This is a genomic window from Bradyrhizobium sp. DOA1, from assembly GCF_001593325.1.
In the GTDB taxonomy this organism is placed as follows: Bacteria; Pseudomonadota; Alphaproteobacteria; order Rhizobiales; family Xanthobacteraceae; genus Bradyrhizobium.
This window is the reverse complement of record NZ_JXJM01000001.1, coordinates 537,199-556,837: the sequence shown is the minus strand read 5'-3', so window position 1 is coordinate 556,837 and position 19,639 is coordinate 537,199. Positions and strand designations below refer to the sequence as shown.

The following is a 19,639-nucleotide window of genomic DNA, read 5'->3' as shown; positions in this document are numbered from 1 at the left end:
AGATTGGGTAGTAGCTCACAGGAACTTTGTTGCTGGGCGCGCTCACCTCGCGGCTTGTGGCATCCGCACGGCGCGCATTGTAGGTGGACGAGATTGTGGGCCCTCCACTGAGATGCGTTCCGCGGCGCGGACCTGTCCTGACGGTCCGACGACACTACCTGACCGGAAAAGGCGCCGCTGCTGGATTTCTCCAACAGCGGCTCAAGTCCAGGGAGAAAGCAGACGAACCGGTCTGCCAGCGGAGGTGCAATCGAATTCGTAATGCCCTCGCCTGGGGACAAGGTTGTTGTTAAGTTAGGCCTTTGCTCCGAAGTGGACGCTTGCCCCGCGGTCGGGGTCCTGGGATCGCCGAGCGGCACTTCAGGATCACGAACAAAGGCGTGATCAAACGCTTGCTTCCACCGAGCCCTGCGCCACACCAACATGCTTGAGCGAAGCCCTGCTTGGAACGCGTTTGAGGAGCCGTCGAGGACCGAGCCTGGTCGTCCATGCAGAGTGGACACACGATCTTTCTTCCGGAACATTCTCGACAACAGCTAGTATAGACGGGCCTGACACCGGTATAAGATCAGCGCAATGTTCAACTGGGTAGATTTGGGTAGAAGTCGTGAACGCGAGGCTTGTCGGCAAACTCGTCACCCACCTGTCGGCTGCACCTCAGAGCTCGACGGTAGAAATCTACGCGCCCTCTTTGCGAAGCCTTCCAGAAGGCTCCCTGCTCGTCATGGCCACTCTGCCCGTCGTTGACTGGAACGACTGCCTTTTGCAGGACTTGCGCATACTTTCCAAGAGGACAGCCCATAATGTCTATGCGGCGATGGTGATGATCGATCCCTTCGCATGCTGGCAAGATGTTGCCCAGTTTTTGAAGGAGGCCGGGATCAACGGGTTGATAAATTTCCCACCTGCATCCCTCATTGAGCGATCAAGCACTGGGGTGCCCGTTGACAGCGGACAGGAGCTCGAACTTCGTCGACTGGAATGGTTTGCACAGCTGGAGTTCAAGATCTTGTTCGCCGCTGGTCATCGTTCCGAATTCGCAGCAGCCGAGCGGCGACTTGGCTCGCATCTCGACGGCATCATCCATCTGCCGGAGGAGGCTCTCAAGCTCTCGATTGGCAAAGAGATGAAGCTGGTCGGCCTCAATGATCAGGAACCGTCAGTTCCGACATTCGCGCTCCTTGATGGGACAAGCGCGATGCGAAAAACGTAAACACAGGAGCTACTCCAGTATCCGCAGCTTCTTGATCTTATTGTATAATGTTTTTCTTGAAAGGCCGAGAGACTTGGCGGTCTTTCCACGGTGAAGCTTGTTTCGCTTCAGGCCTTTGATGATCCACTCGCGCTCGGAGAACGCAGCTGTCGGCTTGACCGTTGATGACGCAGTCAATAGCGGCTTCAAGACATCAGCGGTAATATGCGTCTCATGCAGCGTCACCAGCTGGTTGACGATCTGGCGTAATTCCCTAAGGTTGCCAGGCCAACTATGACCAGCGAGCACCAAGAACGCGGAATTTTCAATTCCGAGCGTCTGGGCGTTCGAGTCTCCCTTCGCCTCGACCGTGAAATGCTGAATGAGCTGCGGAAGGTCCTCCAGCCGGTCAGGCAATGCGGGTAACTCGATATCGAGCCCGGCAAACAGGGCGAGAAGCCGAGGACATAGTACAGTTTGAAGGCTCGCGGCGCGAGCAACGGATGCGGTTGCAATGATCCGCGCAGTAGAGCGCACAGCGGATACCGCGTTTAAGGGCGTGAAAGCGCCGGTCTCGAGGTAATCGGCAAGACGCTCCTGCCCGTCTCGGGACAGCTGATCCAGATGCAGCAGCAACACAGCAGTATCGCTTGCACTCTCCAACAGCGACAGGTGACGTCGCCTATTTTCACTGCGCTCGGCGCCGAACAGCGTGCCGATCGTTTCGATTGCCGGGCCCGGCCGGCAATGAAACAGCGCCGGCTTGGTGTGCTTCCGATCGCTGAAGACATGAACGAGGCTCGCTATCCGCCTTTTCCCCGAGCCCGCCTCGCCCCAAACGAGCACAGGATTGGGATTGGCAGCCAAGCGTTTTGCAGTCTCGAGGACGCGTTTCATAATTGAAGACTGTGCGATTACTCCGTGCTTGAACCCGCTCAATTGAAGCTGGCGCTCAAGGAGATCGACCTTCTCCCGCAGCAAGTGAATGGTCTTGAAGCCCGAGGTGACTTCAAGGACTGACATTTCCAATGGGACGCGATCGAGCGAAGAGCCGCCGATGAACCCCTGGACACCAGTTTCGCGACAAATATCCAGCAATTCGTCGGGCTTGGTTATCGGTCCACCGCCAAGCAGGCAGATCACGTTTCTGTCGATGGATTGAGCGACACGCGCAACTGCGCTCGTACGGGCAGCAAGCTCAGCCAGGCTGATCGACGGATCAGATCCGCTTTCCACGCCGCGGTTGAGATTGAAGTTGATGCAGATGGCCTCAGTGCCTGCTTCAACCATCTGTTTTACTTCGGCCTGGGTCCGCGTATAACCAATGGTCATCAGCCCGCGCCTTGCGGCCTTCACCAGGAGCTCAATTTCCCGGGCGTAGCCAAGGCCGCACTTTTCAAGCAACGACCTCCTGTATTCATCGATGTGGATCACGGATGGAAAGTTGGTGACGCCGGAGAAGCCCCACCTAATGATCCGGTCGAGCCAATGGTCGATATCGAGCTGCGGATCGAAGGTACAGGCTCCGAAAAATACCGGCAATTTCGTGCTGGGCAGGATCTCTGTTCGGCCGAACCCGGCCACGAAGTCGTTAGAGCTGCGGATAGGTAGAATGGAGGCCGGCGAAGAGCCACCCATAGCGCGAAAGCGGCCTGCATTGAGCGCAAGCACGAAATCCGCCCCTGCGCGTTCGGCGGCTCTCGCGGTCATGCCCGATTCGATTGCTGCCCCGAGCACGAACGAACGGGAGTTCCGGAAGAACTGCCTGATCCCGCCGCCCTTTACCTGGTCCACCCGCGTGTGCATCCCGGCCCGCCTCCTGCAGGGCGGTCGCGAAAACTAGCTCCAATTTGCGGGCGCGTGCAACCGTCGTAACGCTTTGCCGTTCGTCGTGAAGAGGTGGCAGTTCGCAGGCGAAGCCGCAAGAGGAACCTTGCCAGATCTCTTGGGCGGCTCCAGCGTCGGCGCTTTGGCAACGACCGTTTCCCTCCCAGCGTTGCCGTAGACGTAGGTGACGCTGCCAAGATGCTCGATGAAATCGACATCGAGCTCGATTCCGATGTCAGTCTTCTCCGCCGCGGATGGAGAAAAATCGTCCGGGCGAATCCCGAGCGTGATCGGCTTGCCGACAAGCAGTTGATCCGGGTGGACGGGCACGGAGAGCGTCGCACCCGCGTCGAGCCTGACGTCCATGCCGGTCTCGTGCGCCGCCTCGACATGGCCATTGAGGAAATTCATCTTGGGCGAGCCAATGAATCCGGCTACGAAGCGAGACGCCGGATTGTGATAGAGATCGTGCGGGGTGCCCACTTGCTCGATATTGCCGTCCTTGAGCACGACGATCTTGTCAGCCATCGTCATGGCCTCGACCTGGTCGTGGGTCACGTATATCATGGTATTCCCAAGCTGCTTGTGCAGCTTCGCAATCTGAACCCGCATTTGCACCCGCAATTCCGTGTCCAGGTTCGACAGCGGCTCGTCGAACAGGAACACCTTGGGCTCGCGGACGATGGCACGCCCGATCGCCACGCGCTGCCGCTGTCCGCCTGATAGTTGTCGAGGCTTACGATCCAACAGATGGTCGATCTGCAACAACGATGCAGTTTCGGCCACCCTGATATCAATCCCGGCCCTCGGCACTCTGCCCATCCGCAGAGGAAAGGCCAGGTTCTCGCGCACGGTCATGTGCGGGTAAAGAGCATAGCTCTGAAACACCATGCCGAGGTTCCGGTCAGCGGCGTCAACATCGTTGACGATCTCGTTGTCAATCAGTAGCCGTCCTCCACTGATGCGCTCCAGTCCGCCGATCATTCGAAGCAGCGTCGACTTGCCGGATCCGGATGGCCCGACGAAAACGACGAATTCACCGTGATCGATCGTCAGGTCGATATTGCGCAGGACTTGGATAGTCCCATAGGCTTTATTCACGCCTTCCAGGCGAACATCGGCCATTATGCTCTCCTCTGTGGGGGGCTTTCAGCTAGCGCCGGCGGCACCTCAATTTCTACCAAGCTGGACACGATGAAATCCGGCGGCGCCAGAGATGGATCCTCACGGGGCGGCACGCCGGTCGTGACCAGCACGGCCGGGAGACCAGCTCGCTTACCAGCTTGAATATCTGTCGGAATCTGATCGCCGATCATCAGCGTGGCACCGCGCGCTGTTCCTAGGCGGGACAGTGCGGTTTCGATCATGTGTGGCTCGGGTTTGCCAACGATCAAGGGTTTGACTTGTGTAGCCACAGCGACAGCAGTGATCGTTGCTCCTGCGCCCGGTTCGAATCCATCTTCGGTGGGCAAGAGGAGATCGGGGTTGGTGCCGATGAATACTGCCCCATTCAAGATAGCATCGACGGCAATCCGCATCTTCTCATGTGTAATCTGACGGTCCAGCCCCATGACGACAGCTTCTGGCTCCCGATCGATCACCTCGAGCCCCACGTCTGCCACGGCATTCACAAGGGACGGCGCGCCGATGACAAACACACGCGTAAGGTCTGGATATTTGACCCGAATAAGCTCAGCGGCGGTGACGGCGCTGGTGACAACGTCTTTCGACCCGATAACAAGCCCAAAACTCTCCAGCTTGCGGGCGACCTCTTCCGGAGTGTGCGTCGAATTATTCGTCACGAAGCAGAACGGCAATCGAGCCACCTGCCACGATTTAAATGCCTGAATGGCCTCAACGATCGCAGCGTTTCCACGATAGACGACGCCATCCAGATCCGAAATGATCCCTTCGATGGGCGGCCAGTTGAGCTCAGAAGCGGTACTAGCCATTCATCAGCATCCCACCGTTTACGTGCACGATCTGCCCGGTCATGTAGGACGCTGCGGGGCTTGCGAGGAAGACCGCAAGCCCTGCGATATCCTCCGGCACACCCACACGCCCGAGCGGAATGCGGCCGCTGTGCCGGGCTTCGGTCTCCTCACGTGGCCGCCCATGCATCGGCGTATCGATGATCCCGGGCGCGATCGCGTTCACATTGATCTTGAGGGGCGCGCATTCATAGGCAAGCAGCTTAGTAACGTCGTGAACGATCGCTTTCGATAGGCAATAGTCGGCGCCGCCGGCCTGGTAGTTGAACACTGCTCCCTGCGAAGACAGTGAGGAGCCGACGTTGACGATGCGACCGCCCTTGGTCTTCATGAAGCGCTCGATCGCCAGTTTTGAGCAGCGCAAGACGGCGACCGAATTGATCTGAATCGTACGCTCAATAGCCTGCGCATTGCCATTGAGCAGCGACTGGGCGGATTTGATGCCGGCGTTATTGACCAGCACGTCGAGCCGGCCAAAGCGCCTAGCAACCTCATCGAGAACCCTGGTGACATCGTCCTCGCGCGCGACGTCCATTGCCATCGGCAATGCGCCGTTACCGTAGGGCAATGCAGCCAAAGTGTCTTCGAGGTTTTCGAGGTTAGCATCGGTAGCAAGGACGTTCGCTCCTCCTGCCCGAAACGCATTCACAATGGCAGACCCGATGCCGCCACCCGCGCCGGTCACGAGCACCGTTCTGCCTGAAACGGAGAACTGTTTGGTCATTCCAACTCCAGGATGGTTTGGGACTTCAAAAACTCATGAACGGCGTCTGCACTCGGCATGGAGGCTTGAGCGCCGCGGCGCGTCACACATAGGGCGCCCACTGCCAGGGCCCTTCTTACGGCTTCTCTCAAAGGCAAGCGCTGTGCCAGTGACGCGGCGAACGCTCCATTAAAGGCATCTCCTGCGGCCGTGGTATCAACAACCTTGACGGGAAAGGCACTCAGAGCGATGGAGCGCGTTGCGTCGGCGTAATAAGCTCCTTGCGCCCCGAGGGTAATCAGCGCAGCACGAGGCCCGAGATCAAGAAGCTTCAAGGCGGCGTTGGCGGCGCTGTTGAAGTCGCAGACCTCGACTCCTGTTAACTCGAAGGCTTCTGTCTGGTTCGGCGTGACGAAATCAACGCTTTTCCACGCGGCTGATGAAAGTCCCGGCCTCACCGGCGCTGGGTTAAAAACGAGATCAAAGCCCTTGTCGCGCTTCATCTCGAAGAGCCGATTGAGCGCTTCGATCGGCATGCCCATTTCAGCGACCACGATCGCGTCGCGCTCTATGAACTCGGCCGCGCTCTCGACCATATCTGGCGTCACGTTCACATTGGCGCCCGGGTCTATGACGATCATATTGGAGCCATCGTCACTGACCATGACCAGGGCTGAGCCCGAGATTTCCCCCGGCGAAAATTTGATTGCGTCCGCGCGAACGCCGGCGTCCCGTAGCGACTGCAGCAAAAAACGACCGACATCATCATCGCCAAGACGCGTGTAGAAGTGTGGCTCAAGCCCAAGGCGGGCGGCAGCAACGGCCTGATTGGCGCCTTTGCCTCCAGCGTAGCGGATCAGCGTGCCCGACACGCTTTCACCTGGCATTGGAAGCCGCTCGACCTGGAAGCATAGATCAAGATTGGTCGTTCCAAAGAACATCAATGGCCTGGCACTCATTTTACAGCACCAAAGGTAAGGCCACGTTCGAGGTGATGCTGTCCGATGACGATCAAAATGACAGGAATGATCATCGTAACAACTAGCCCTGCGGCCATGACGGGATAGAACTGCACGCCGGGATTGAGCAGCTTGAGAAGAGCGACGGTCACGGGCGCCTTGGTCGAACTGAGAATCAGACCGAGGGCGAAATTGTGCCAGGCCAGGAGGAAGATGAGCAACGAGGCGCCGATCAGGCCCGGCTTCAAAAGCGGCAGCACGATGTGCAGCACAACCCTAATCGGCTTGGCGCCATCCATGGCGGCCGCCTCCTCGATCTCTTTCGGGATGTCTTCGATATAGGAGCGACTCAGCCAAACGATCATCGGCAATGTGACGACCTGGTAGACCCAGATCATGCCGATATAGGTGTCATATAATCCAATCGCCTGGAAAACACTGAAGAGCGGGATGACCACTAGAAGGACGGGGGCGAAACGGAAACCCAGAATGAAGAAGGCAATGTCTTCCTTGAAAGGTACGTCCCGTCTCGCCAGAACGTAGCTGGCCGGCACCCCCACAGCTAAGGAGAGGATGACAGAGCCCAGAGCTATGAGGACGCTGTTGGTGATTGGCGTCAAAAACTCGACTTTGATCGTGCCATAGCTCGTTGCTCCTGCCTGGGCTACATCAAACAGGACACGGAAGTTTTCCAGTGTCGGCGAGAATAGAAAGGTTGGTGGCCAGGTCATGACCTCCGCCTGCTCTTTCAGCGACATCATCACGATCCAGATGAGCGGAAAGGTTAGGATCAATGCGCAGGTGGCGACGAGCAGGTTGAGGATCACATTTGTGGAGGTTGCGCGTTTCAATCGCATAAATTGCCTCCTCAGCTGACACGCAGGCGGACGAAGCGCCACAACTTGACCATAGCGAACGTCCCGACCAGCACGATCATCCAATTGACGACCATAAGGGCGGCACCACGTCCAAAAGCGAGATTTTGGAATGCGGTGATATAGGCGCGCACCGAAAGTACGGAGGTGCTGTTTCCAGGCCCGCCTTGCGTTGTCCCGAAGATAATGTCGAACTGGTTGAGGGATTCGATCAGCCGAAACACCGCGGCGATCAGAATGTAGGGAGCGATCAGCGGCAACTCGATATGCAGAAAGGTTGCCCACCCCTTTGCGCCATTGACGCGGGCGGCTTCCCTCACCTCTTCATTGATCCCCTGAAGGCCAGCGAAGATGATCAGTGCGAAGAATGGCGTGTAGGTCCATACATCGATGAGGACCAGGGAGAATATCGCGGTGTTCGGATCCGAAATCCACGCAAATCGGCTGATGCCGGCAAGGGACAATAAATAGTTCATGATCCCGTTTTGCGGATCCATCATTGTTGTCCACATGAGGGCAACGCTCATGGGCGGCAGGACGAGTGGCAAGAGGATGACGGGCCGCATCACGCGTGCCAGGAACACCTCAGTTGCGAACAGCTTGGCAAGTGCAAGACCGAACGCGGCCTCTGCAAGGACCGCCGATCCGGCATACACCAAAGTGGCTCGGATGCTATTCCAGAAATCATCTGTCTTGATGAGCGCTGCGTAGTTGTTGAGGCCAATGAAGTGAACCAGCGGCCGACCGAACTTGAGGTCAGTCAGCGACTGAAATACGCCATAGAAGAACAGGAAAAGAAATCCAAGCAATATTGCGATCGCTGGAGCAATCGCGGCAATACTCCACCAGTCGAGACGCGCCGGCGCGGCGTTCTTGACCCGATCATCTTTTGACGAGGTAAGTTGACTGGCCGAAGACAGCAGCGTCACGATTGCGTCGACTCCTCGAAGGTCCATCCCACTTTATCTCTAACATGCAAAGGGGCGGCGGTTAGATTTGCCGCCCCTTTTACCCTCACATTGACGAACGGATTTCGGAGGCGAGGTCGGATAGCGTTGCCTTGACGTCAGCTCCCTTGACCATTTTCTGCATCGCCACGGCCCAGGCATTCATCGCCTCGCCAAAGCCGACGCGGGCTGTAAAGGCCAGCTGCGCCCTGTCTTGCACAGTCTTGAACGTGTCGACGAAGTTATTGAACTCAGGCTTTGCCGCGTATTCAAGCCAAGCCTTGTCGCTCCACGTCGAGGCGCGCGGAGAGTTGACGAGCTTGCCAGCGACAGCACCGTTCAGCTCGACCTGCTTTGAGGTTGCCCACTGGATGAACAGCCAGGCTGCCGCCTTCTTTTGAGAAGCAGCGTTGATCGCAAGAGACCAGATCCAGATGTTGGATTCGAAGTACTTGCCGTTCGGAGCCCGCAAGGGGGGCGTGAATGCGATCTTGCCTGAGGCGGGCTTGCCGGCCACATCATTCCAAAACCCGAACATATTAGAATCGATCGCCATCGCGGTGCGTCCTGAACTGATGCCATCGACAACTTGGTACCAGTTGTCGTTGGCAAAGGACAAAGCCGCGCATTTCTTGATCATGTCCACATAGTCCTTGTGAAACGCGATAGACTCGGGTGCATCTAGGCCTGTGTCTAGCTTTCCATTCTTGATGATGAAATCATGCACGCCGTAGGACCTGGCAATCGAGATCACAGCGGTGTGGATGCTGCTCCAAAACCGCACACCGCGCACGCCCAAAGGTGTGATCGCGGGGTCCGCAGCCCTGAGCTTCTCGCAAGCGACGGACATTTCCGGCGGCGTGGTCGGGACCTTGATGCCGTGCTTATCCAGGATGTCCTTGCGATAGAACAGCTGGATGTTCTCGAAGCCATGTGGGATGGCCCACACCTGCCCGCTTCCCGGCTCAATCTGCCCTTCCTTGACCTTCCAGGTCAGGGCATCCCGCAAGGCAGGGAAGAAATCTTTGTAGTCGTAGCCGGCCGCGGTGAGTTTAGGATCGTTTAGATAACGGTCGAGTGGCTCGAGCAATTGGCCTGGCGCAAGATCCCAGGCCGGTTGAATGCCCGTGCCCACGACGTCCCAGCTCGGCGATTTTGTGCTGAGCTGGATGGTCAGCTTGTTCCAATAGGCGTCGTCCGGATAAAGCTCGGGCGTCACTTTGATGCCGGAGAGTTTCTCGAATTCGGGCAACTGGGCCGCGACCGCATCGGCATAGAGATGAATGTCGTAGGCCCAGACGATCGATGTGCCTTCGAATTGGCGCCAGTTGATGTCGTCCGCATTAGCTTGGGTGATGGCCGCTCCGGCCAAAAGCATGGAGCAGATAAGGGCTTTCTTGATAAAATTGGCCGAATGGCCGCGCAAAACGGCGAGTGTCCTTAGCATGTTCCCCTCCGATATGGGCTCTTTGGCCCACAAACCCACGTGCCTCTCCTCTTGCAGAGGCCGCAGCGGCGCGAAGGCTAGCCGCCGCTATCAGCCGTAAGCGGCCTTTCCAGACGAAGATTGGGTAAGTTTGGGTAATGTGAGAATGACGAGCGAACTACGTCTTGGATCGGTAGGCGCGGCGGTAGCTCTCGGTGCCGGACCGTCATCGTGGCGAACCGGCTGAAAGGCGGCGCGGAATGTCATCAACCGGAATGGCCCAAGTGCGCGAACTCGCGCAGCCCTGCCGCGAGAAAACCGGCAGAATAGTTCAATTCCATTCCTAGCCGCTACAATAAACGCGACGCTCTATAACGCGCCGGTCGTGGCATTCTCAGCCTAGTGACGGCGCATGCGGCATCGCTCCAACAGGACAACAGGTATTGTTCTTTGATTATCGCTTATGCATCCCGGAAAAAGCCGTGCCCCTGCAGAATCGGCAACAGCTCGTGATGGCTGCGAATGATGTAGTCCGGTTCTGCTGCCTGCAATCGCGAATCGGAGACAAATCCGCCGGTAATGGATACGCTTATGAGCCCGAGGTCGCGAGCAATATTCGTTTCGACTGGCATATCGCCGATGATAAAGGTCGCCGAAGGCTTGATGTCATTCTCTTGAATATAGCGACGAAGCCGCTCCCCTTTGGTCATTGACTTGAACTGCGTGGCGCGGCTTTCAAAAGCGATCACCTCATTAATGTAGTCATTAATTCCAAGCCTTCGCAATTGCGATCGGAGAGGCTCGGCGATATGGTTACTCACGATGATGGACGAAGCGTCTTGCTGGCGCGCGATTTCCAGAATTCTACGAGCGCCTTCGCGCAGATCAGCTTTGCCCGCAAAATGTTCGTAGGTGTCGTGAAACATTGCACCCGCATCTCGATCCATGTCGGCAATTTCCGAGTCCGACATTCCCAGACTGCGATAGAGGATAGAAAGCGGGACATCGCAGTGGTCGCGAAACGTAGCCATATCGATAGTTCTGCGACCAAAGCGATCCAGTATTGTATTCGTCGTCTGTAGTAGCACGTGCGCATCGTCGAGCAACGTGCCATTCCAATCGAATACAAGAGCAGGTTTCATGATTCGACCTTCAGGAGTGGATTGCGCATAGGGAAGATCCGCCGTTGAATTCCGCAAGCTTCTATTCGCACGCTTCTGCCCTTCTGCCGTTAGCATCTCGAACGTGGATGATGAGAGATCGATACCATCATGCCTGCACGTTAGCGACGATACGAGAACTAGGAAGGGCGGATGGGATACGGGTTAGAGTGAGAGAAACGAGCGGGAAACATTCGACATGCTAATCTTCTTGTTGAGGAGCGCAGCCTCTGAGCGAGGATAAGTTCGGCATAGGCTACGTGAACACATCGTCTGACGATCTTAAGCAAGCGTCGTACCAGCTGCACAAACAAAGTGACTCGACCCATCTCACCGGTCATCACCGGAAAAACACGACAGTCTTGTGAAGCTGCATTGCTCTCAACTCGTCGAAGTCGCGACACGTTGTCTGGAACACGACATCGGTACTAAATAGCAAGGCTAACCGGACGGAGTACTTCCAAACTTCACTGTCCTAGAAAGGAGAGAGCCAAATTCGTGGCCGACTCGCTAACGCGGCTGCGCAAGCCTGGCCGCTCTCTCGGTGTCGATGACAACGCCCATCGGAATCAGGAGATGTCAGAAGCAGAAGCCCCTGAGATTTCAGCACTCCACAAGCAAATCCGCGCCGGTACGTTCATCAGCTGTTGACAGCGCGTCCCGAGAGTCACTACATATCGGCATCACGGTCCACTTGATTGCAAGATCTAGTGGCTAAGAGGGAAGCCGGTGAACTGCGCCTTGCGCGCGGAATTCCGGCGCTGCCCCCGCAACTGTCAGCAGCGAGCTGCTTCCGAACGACGTCACTGGTGCGACTGCGCCGGGAAGACAGGAAGTGCAACGACCTGCGAGCCAGGAGACCTGCCGTGATGATCAAAACGTCCACGGGCGGGGTGTCCCGGCGGTCGCTTGCATGCACTGTTCGGCACCTCCAGTGCCGGCGTTTTTGCAGCGCCCTTACCTACAGCCCCGTTCAAACACAACACGCATCACGGGGCCGATTGATGTCACTGAACCTACATGACGCGGACACCGCATCCGCACCCATCATCCACTTCCGTCCACAGTCACTTGCGGGTGCCTCCAGCGAGCCGGCCATGCAGATCATTCGCCGCAACGGCAAGGTGACCCCGTTTGACTCCGCCAAGATTGCGGTGGCCATGACCAAGGCCTTTCTGGCCGTCGAAGGCACCACGGCAACCGCCTCGCGCCGCGTGCATGAGAGCGTTGAGCAATTGACCGCCGAGGTCGTCGCCGCGCTGATGCGGCGCGCCAGCGAAGGACGCACTTTCCACATCGAGGATGTTCAGGATCGCGTCGAACTCGCCTTGATGCGCAGTGAGAACCACAAGGTCGCACGCGCCTATGTGTTGTATCGCGAAGAGCGCGCGCGTCAGCGAGCCCAGGAGGCAGCCGCGCAGCCGACGCCCGCCAGCGAATCGACCCTTCACGTCACCTTGGCGGATGGTTCGCGTGTCGGGCTGGATACCAGTCGCCTCGCGCTGATCATCGGCGAAGCCTGCGCCGGCCTCGATGGCGTCGCTGTGAAGCCGGTGCTGGCAGAGACCACCCGCAATCTCTACGACGGCATCTGCCAGGACGAGCTAGCGCAGGCTTTGATCATGGCAGCACGCACGCTGGTCGAGCACGAGCCAAACTATGCTTACGTCAGCGCCCGTTTGCTGCTCGACAAGCTCCGCGGCGAGGTACTCTCGCGCGTTCATGGCGTTGCGACGTCGGCTTCGCAAGCGGACATGGCGACGCGCTATGCTGAATACTTTCCGACCTATGTGAAAGTCGGGATCGCCGCCGAGCTGCTCGATCCCGAACTCGCCCGCTTCGATCTCCACAGCATAGCGGCGGCGCTGAAGCCGGAACGCGACCTGAACTTCCAGTTCCTCGGACTTCAGACGCTTTACGACCGCTACTTCCTGCATCAGCACGGCAAACGGATCGAACTGCCGCAGGCTTTCTTCATGCGCGTTGCGATGGGGCTGGCGCTGCGCGAGATCGATCGCGAGGCAAAGGCGATCGAGTTCTACGATCTATTGTCATCTTTCGACTTTATGGCCTCGACACCCACCCTGTTCAATTCTGGCACGCTGCATCCGCAGTTGTCGTCCTGCTTTCTCACCACCGTCGCCGATAATCTCGACGGCATTTTCAAATCGATCAAGGACAATGCGCTGCTCGCCAAATATTCGGGTGGCCTCGGCAATGACTGGACACCAGTTCGCGGCTTAGGCGCTCACATCAAGGGCACCAATGGCGAGAGCCAGGGCATCATCCCGTTCCTCAAAGTTGCCAACGACACCGCGATCGCCGTCAACCAGGGTGGAAAGCGCAAGGGCGCGGTCTGCGCTTACCTTGAGACTTGGCACCTCGACATCGAGGAATTCCTCGATCTTCGCAAGAACACCGGCGACGACCGCCGCCGCACCCACGACATGAACACCGCGAACTGGGTGCCGGACCTGTTCATGCAGCGCGTCGATGCCGACGGCGAGTGGACGCTGTTCTCGCCGGACGAGACGCCAGACTTGCATGACCTCTACGGCGAGACATTCAGGACGGCCTACGAGGCCTATGAAGCGAGAGCGAAGGCCGGCGGCATGCGCCTCTTTAAAACGGTGCGCGCCACCGACGTTTGGCGTCGCATGTTGACCATGTTGTTCGAAACCGGCCATCCCTGGATTACCTTCAAAGACCCCTGCAACCTGCGCTCGCCACAGCGCCACATGGGCGTGATCCATTCCTCGAATCTTTGCACCGAGATCACGCTAAACACTTCGGCCGATGAGGTCGCCGTTTGCAATCTCGGCTCCGTCAATCTGCTTAGTCATGTCGGCGCCGACGGGGTCGATCATGCCAAGCTGAAGCGGACGGTTAGGACCGCTGTGCGGATGCTCGACAACGTCATCGACATTAATTTATACACCATCCCGGAGGCGCGTCGCTCCAACATGCGCCACCGCCCGGTAGGTCTCGGCCTGATGGGCTTCCAGGAGGCGCTTCAGCTCCAGCGCATCCCGATCGCGACGGATAAGGCGGTCACGTTTGCGGATATCAGCATGGAGGCGATCTCCTTCCACGCCATCGAGGCGTCGTCAGATCTCGCAACCGAACGCGGACGCTATCCGAGCTTCGAGGGCTCGCTCTGGTCGAAAGGTATTTTGCCGCTCGACTCTATCCAACTTCTTAAGGATGCCCGCGGCGGACTCGATGTCGACCGCTCCTCGACCCTGGACTGGGATCGCCTGCGCAAGAAGGTCGTCGCTGGCGGCATGCGCAACTCCAATGTCATGGCAATCGCGCCAACGGCAACGATCTCCAACATCTGCGGCGTGTCGCAGTCGATCGAGCCAAACTATCAAAACCTCTTCGTCAAATCGAACATGTCGGGGGACTTCACGGTCGTGAACGGGCTCTTGGTCCGCGATCTCAAGGCTCGCGGTCTGTGGGATGAGGTGATGATCTCCGACCTAAAATATTTCGACGGCAGCGTCGGCCAGATCGATCGGGTGCCCGATGATCTCAAGCATCTCTATGCGACAGCCTTCGAGGTCGACAGTTCCTGGCTGATTGAAGCGGGTGCGCGACGGCAAAAATGGATCGACCAGTCGCAGTCGCTCAACCTCTACATCGCCAATCCATCTGGCAAGACACTAGACGCACTTTACCGCTTGGCTTGGCGCCGTGGATTGAAGACCACGTACTATCTGCGATCTCACAGTGCCACCCATGTCGAGAAATCGACCCTGAAGGGCACTGATGGCAAGCTCAACGCCGTGTCCGCCTCAGCCGCGATTTCATACGCGCCGGTTGTCGTCCCCGCTATTGCGGCGCCGGACTTGGACGGCATGAACCCCTGCCATATCAACGATCCCGAATGCGACGCCTGCCAGTAAGGAGATGACGATGCTCGATTGGTCCAATGCCGAAACGATCGTTGCGGCGCCTCCCGCCGTCCCAAGCCTCACCACCACCCTACCTCCAAAGACCCGGCTCACGCTTGAGGCGGCCGATCCAACTGGCCTCGGTGCGATCGATCGTGCTGGCGGCCGCGTGTCGGTCGATGAGAAGCAGATGATCAACTGCCGCGCCGACGTCAACCAGCTCCTGCCGCTGAAGTACAAATGGGCTTGGGAGAAGTATCTCTCTGCTTGCAACAATCACTGGATGCCGACCGAAGTCTCGATGCAGTCTGATATCGCTTTGTGGAAGTCGCGCAACGGGCTGACGGAGGACGAGCGGCACGGGATAAAGCGCAATCTCGGCTTCTTCGCCGCTTCGGAATCGCTTGTCGCCAACAACATCGTGATGGCGATCTATCGCCACCTCACCAACCCCGAGTGCCGGCAGTACCTCTTGCGGCAGGCGTTCGAGGAGGCAGTCCACACCCATACCTTCCAGTACATCGTCGAAAGCCTTGGGCTGGATGAGGGTGAGCTGTTCAACATGTACCGCGAGGTGCCCTCGATCACCGACAAGGCGGCTTGGGCGCTCAAACACACGCAGCACCTCGCCAATCCGTCGTTCGAGACCGGCACGCCGGACGATGGCCGCGCCTTCCTGCGCGATCTCGTTGCCTTCTACGTCGTTTTCGAAGGCATGTGGTTCTACACCGGATTTGCTCAGATCCTATCGCTCGGCCGCCGCAACAAGATGGTCGGCATCGCCGAACAGTATCAGTACATCCTGCGCGATGAGAGCATTCACTTGAATTTTGGTATCGATGTCATCAACCAGATCAAGATCGAGAACCCGCACCTGTGGACACCCGCCTTACAGGATGAGGTTCGCGGCATGCTTCGTGACGCAACCGAGCTCGAAGCCGCTTACGGCCGCGATACCATGCCGCGGGGGTTCCTCGGCCTGAATGCGGCTCTGTGCGAGCAGTACATGCACTTCATCGCTAACCGGCGCTGCGCGCAGATCGGACTTTCGCCTGTATTCGCCGAGGTCGAGAACCCGTTCCCATGGATGTCGGAGACGATGGACCTGAAGAAGGAGAAAAACTTCTTCGAAACCCGCGTCATCGAATATCAGAATGGAGGCGCACTGACTTGGGAATAACCTGAGGCAGAGCGATGGCCAGAAGACCTCGCAACACTTTGCGAGGTCGTTCGGCGCTTGATGCGCGCCATTGCCAAAGCGAAAGCTTGCAGAAAAGCGTCATCCAAACGATCCCTGCTATGAGACTTCGTGACTTGTCGCTTGGCAGATATGTCTCACTCCGCCGTGCTCGTGGATACATCGGCAGCACGGCGCATGAGTGAGTGCACGTCTTTCTCCCCCAGCAATCCACGATCGACAGCGATCTTGAGAAACGGTTGATGCTCATGATGCGCTGACCCCACGATTGCGGCCACCTTTGCGTAGCCGAACTGGGGTACCAGCGCTGCTGCTAGCCCAGACGACGCGAGCAGATTCTGCTGGCACCGCTCCTCATTAACAGTAAGCGAGCGCACACACCGTTCGCGCAGGATGGTCGCGGAACGTTCGAGAAGAGTGATAGAATCGATCAGGCGATCGCAAACCAGCATGCCGTAGCAATTGATTTCCAGCAGTCCCTGTTGGCAGGCCATTGCTACGGCCGCATCGTTCCCGGCGATAGCAAACGCTGCTTGGCACACCGCTATTGGAACAACTGGATTCACCTTGCCGGGGATGATCGAAGATCCAGCCTGGATCGCAGGCAACGCAACTTCTCCGACGGCGCCGACAGGGCCTGACGAAAGCACAATGAGGTCGTTGGCTATCTTCCAGAGAGAATTTGCGGAATTTCGGACTTCAGCTGACAACCGGGCACACGCGTCTAAGTTCTGCATCCCATCGAATGGATCGGCGGCTGGTTTGATTTCATGGCCAATCAGAGCTGATAAGTGGCGGAAAATTGCCGGTTTGTAGCCGGGCCCCGCGTTTAATCCGGTACCAACCGCAGTGCCCCCGAGCGGAACGATCAAGAGTTGGCGCCGCAACTCCTGGACATGCTTAGCATGGCGTTCTATGACCGCCTGATATCCCCCGAACGTCTGACCGAACAGCATCGGAACTGCATCCTGCAAACATGTTCGGCCAAGCCGCATAGTTTGGGAATGCTCCCTCTTCTTCTCCGAGAAGGCGGCGGCCAGTTGCATCAAGGCAAGCGAAGTCCCCTCTGATACCCGAAAGATCGCAAGCTTGATGGCCGTCGGAATCACGTCATTGGTGGATTGACTGAGATTGACGTGATCATTTGGATGGACGAAGGAGTAGTCACCAGCTGGCGTTCCGGCCAGCCGCGCGGCCAGATTTGCAATCACCTCATTGAGATTCATGTTCGAGGATGTCCCACCTGAGCCTTCGAGCACGTCGACAATGAGGTGGGCATCGTACCTTCCGGCGCGGATCTCTTGGCACGCCTCAACGATGGCTTCTGCTTTCTGCGCTGAAAGCGCGCCGATCTCAAGATTGGCAAGCGCTGCGGCTTCTTTTAAAATCGCCAATGCGGGGACAAACTCAGGCAGCGCCGCAATCGTACGGCCCGTGAGTGGGAAGTTCTCCAAAGCCCGAGCAGTATTGATGCCGTAGAGTGCATCCGCAGGCAGCTCCCTCTTCCCGAGAATATCTTCCTCGGTTCGCATTTGGACCATCACAGCAACTTTCTGTGTCTTTACGACCCTCGACATCCCGCCGAGGCATCACCAGTAAAACATTCAACCGAATGACCGATGTCGCTAATTTGTAAGCTAAACTCTAGCGCTTATGCGGCATTCTCACGCGCACCGGCAGCGATGTCGCCCCAACCCGCTAGCATGACGGACGACGAGGACTTCCAGGCTCCGCATTCGCCGGCCCTCTATTCCTCGACTTAGAAGAATACCGACGTGGATACCAAGACGTTCAACGCATGCCCTGTTTTGGGTGTGTATGTGATGCTTGTCGGGTTGTTGATGTATGTCAGTCCCACGCTTGAATATATCCCAGGCGCTAGATGCGCGGTGTATGTTCCCGAAATAGCCGTACTGTCGCGATGGACAAGATGGCCCTTACCCTTGGCAGCATCCACTGCAACGTTACTCCACGTAGTTTTGGTGGCAACAAGGGCAATCTGATCGTGTGGACGGCTGTCCAACAAGCCCTTGGCATAAAGACGGAGCTCGTAATATTGGCTCACTCTGTTTAAGTCCGGCGGCGCGTACATCGCAGAGAATCCTGCATAGATGCCACGAGCTGCCGAACCCTGGAGATCGGACTGCCAGAGTTGCCTGTCTGCTGCAACGTAGTAGATGCTATTCGCGTTTGCTCTCGGTAGAGTCGGATGCTGCAAGTCGGTGAAGCTGCTATTGTTGAAACCGGCGCCTACGCGCAACCAAGTCTCGGGCAAGCCTGGAGCAGCTTTGTTCTTGTAGCCCGCTTCGTCGAGGAAAAGAACGCCCGAGTTAGCCGTGCTCCACTCTAAGCCGGTCGGATTTTCAGCAATGTGTGCAAATTGACCGTCTGGACTTAATGAGCGCTGTATTGACGTCCTATTGTAGAAGCGTTCATCAAAATTGTACTTCAGATTGAGAGCTGGTGTAGGCGCGGCATTGTTGCTCATGCCTGCCTGGTACAGAATGTTGGACGAAGCCCCAAAAACGTTTACTGCTGCGTTCCCTCCGACCACCGTACCTGCGAACTCATTTATGTTTCTGAGATAGCCCATTTTGAGTTCGAGCTTCCCCTCAAATAGCGTCTGATAATAGGCAATCGTATTGATCCCCGCTCTATCTGGCCCCCCGGGCTTCCAGGTCCAATACTGCTGCTGGGCTCCTACGATGATCTGACCATCGGGAATCCCAAAACGACTGAGATCGTACGTTACGATCATGAAGTTTAGGGTATTAAATGTGGGGTTCTGACCAGCATATAGCTGATCGCGGATGGTGCTCCTCGCCGCATTCGGCAGTTGATTGGTGACAAAGGTGTTTACTGTCCCGCCAATATAGCCGATCCCGACTTCCGCTAGCGCAGATCTAACGCCGCCGTAATCCTGATCTATCGTATCGGCCGGGCCAGGAATACTGAGCCACATACCTTTTTCGCGGAGGCCCTCGAACTTTGCAAATGGATCGACCTTTTGTTGAGTTCTGCTGTTCACAACTAGAACCGCACTGTCCTGTTTTGCTGCAAATGCATTGGCAGTTTGTGCCAGGGTCTCGTGAGTGATGAGATGGACAGGTGGTTGGGACGGGGAGCTTCGCGGGAGCGGAGCGGGGCGGTTCTTCTTCTGAATTCCTCCCTGAGTCATCTTATTGGGAGTGCCGCTTTGTGGGCCAGGCATGGTGGCAGCTTGTGCCAGCGCGGTCTCCCCAAGGGGGGTGGCAGCGAGGGACAGTGCGACAGCAACCCATCTTTGTGCGCCGGCGGATGACGAGACAGCAGATCCGTTACGCCTGCTGGCGTCGTCAGATCCATATTGCATCCCGACTTCCTTAACGTATGGGGCCGCATTTCGCCGTCCACGATTGCCATGTGTCCTACATCTGCATCAATTGCTAAGGTTGGTAGGTGACACGAGCCGCGGCGCATTGCTCC

General features: G+C 57.3%; 14 protein-coding genes and 1 riboswitch. Of the genes, 3 read left to right on the top strand and 11 right to left on the bottom strand.

Annotated features, from left to right (window positions below):
* The first annotated feature begins 607 nt into the window (after positions 1-607).
* Positions 608-1,213, top strand: coding sequence for a hypothetical protein (locus SE91_RS02590; protein WP_245318284.1), 606 nt, complete (start codon positions 608-610; stop codon positions 1,211-1,213).
* A gap of 9 nt (positions 1,214-1,222) precedes the next feature.
* On the opposite strand, the gene SE91_RS02585 is transcribed toward SE91_RS02590, so the two are convergent.
* The 9 genes from SE91_RS02585 to SE91_RS02545 form a co-directional block, all read right to left on the bottom strand.
* Complete coding sequence (locus SE91_RS02585) at positions 1,223-2,998, bottom strand: phosphoenolpyruvate hydrolase family protein (RefSeq protein WP_197489412.1); 1,776 nt, start codon at positions 2,996-2,998, stop codon at positions 1,223-1,225.
* A 33-nt stretch (positions 2,999-3,031) separates the two neighbouring features.
* A complete protein-coding gene (locus SE91_RS02580; RefSeq protein WP_061846458.1) occupies positions 3,032-4,144 on the bottom strand; it encodes an ABC transporter ATP-binding protein in 1,113 nt (370 codons plus the stop codon).
* Positions 4,144-4,971 carry an HAD-IIA family hydrolase gene (locus tag SE91_RS02575; RefSeq protein WP_061846457.1) on the bottom strand — a complete coding sequence of 276 codons (828 nt, stop codon included), beginning with the start codon at positions 4,969-4,971 and terminating at the stop codon, positions 4,144-4,146. Before SE91_RS02575 ends, SE91_RS02580 begins: the two co-directional genes overlap by 1 nt.
* A complete protein-coding gene (locus tag SE91_RS02570) occupies positions 4,964-5,734 on the bottom strand; it encodes an SDR family NAD(P)-dependent oxidoreductase (RefSeq protein ID WP_061846456.1) in 771 nt (256 codons plus the stop codon). The genes SE91_RS02575 and SE91_RS02570 overlap by 8 nt, the downstream gene beginning before the upstream one ends.
* Positions 5,731-6,672, bottom strand: a complete 942-nt coding sequence (locus SE91_RS02565; RefSeq protein WP_061846455.1) for a ribokinase — start codon at positions 6,670-6,672, stop codon at positions 5,731-5,733. Before SE91_RS02565 ends, SE91_RS02570 begins: the two co-directional genes overlap by 4 nt.
* A complete protein-coding gene (locus SE91_RS02560; protein ID WP_061846454.1) occupies positions 6,669-7,529 on the bottom strand; it encodes a carbohydrate ABC transporter permease in 861 nt (286 codons plus the stop codon). Before SE91_RS02560 ends, SE91_RS02565 begins: the two co-directional genes overlap by 4 nt.
* 11 nt (positions 7,530-7,540) lie before the next feature.
* Positions 7,541-8,476 carry a carbohydrate ABC transporter permease gene (locus SE91_RS02555; protein ID WP_245318282.1) on the bottom strand — a complete coding sequence of 312 codons (936 nt, stop codon included), beginning with the start codon at positions 8,474-8,476 and terminating at the stop codon, positions 7,541-7,543.
* Positions 8,477-8,561: 85 nt separating this feature from the next.
* On the bottom strand, positions 8,562-9,941 hold the full coding sequence (locus SE91_RS02550; protein ID WP_156489424.1) for an ABC transporter substrate-binding protein: 1,380 nt from the start codon (positions 9,939-9,941) through the stop codon (positions 8,562-8,564).
* Positions 9,942-10,381: 440 nt separating this feature from the next.
* Entirely contained in the window at positions 10,382-11,062 is a 681-nt protein-coding gene (locus SE91_RS02545; protein ID WP_061846451.1) for an HAD family hydrolase, read from the bottom strand.
* A 687-nt stretch (positions 11,063-11,749) separates the two neighbouring features.
* A riboswitch (cobalamin riboswitch) is annotated at positions 11,750-11,963 on the top strand.
* A gap of 121 nt (positions 11,964-12,084) precedes the next feature.
* On the opposite strand from SE91_RS02545, the gene SE91_RS02540 reads away from it, so the two are divergent.
* Together SE91_RS02540 and SE91_RS02535 are read left to right on the top strand one after the other, a co-directional pair.
* Entirely contained in the window at positions 12,085-14,988 is a 2,904-nt protein-coding gene (locus SE91_RS02540) for a ribonucleoside-diphosphate reductase subunit alpha (RefSeq protein WP_061846450.1), read from the top strand.
* A gap of 10 nt (positions 14,989-14,998) precedes the next feature.
* Complete coding sequence (locus tag SE91_RS02535; RefSeq protein ID WP_082813890.1) at positions 14,999-16,156, top strand: ribonucleotide-diphosphate reductase subunit beta; 1,158 nt, start codon at positions 14,999-15,001, stop codon at positions 16,154-16,156.
* A gap of 155 nt (positions 16,157-16,311) precedes the next feature.
* On the opposite strand, the gene SE91_RS02530 is transcribed toward SE91_RS02535, so the two are convergent.
* Together SE91_RS02530 and SE91_RS34980 are read right to left on the bottom strand one after the other, a co-directional pair.
* A complete protein-coding gene (locus tag SE91_RS02530; protein ID WP_197489411.1) occupies positions 16,312-17,706 on the bottom strand; it encodes an aspartate ammonia-lyase in 1,395 nt (464 codons plus the stop codon).
* Between the two features lie 227 nt (positions 17,707-17,933).
* A complete protein-coding gene (locus tag SE91_RS34980) occupies positions 17,934-19,526 on the bottom strand; it encodes a carbohydrate porin (RefSeq protein WP_082813646.1) in 1,593 nt (530 codons plus the stop codon).
* Positions 19,527-19,639: the final 113 nt, after the last annotated feature.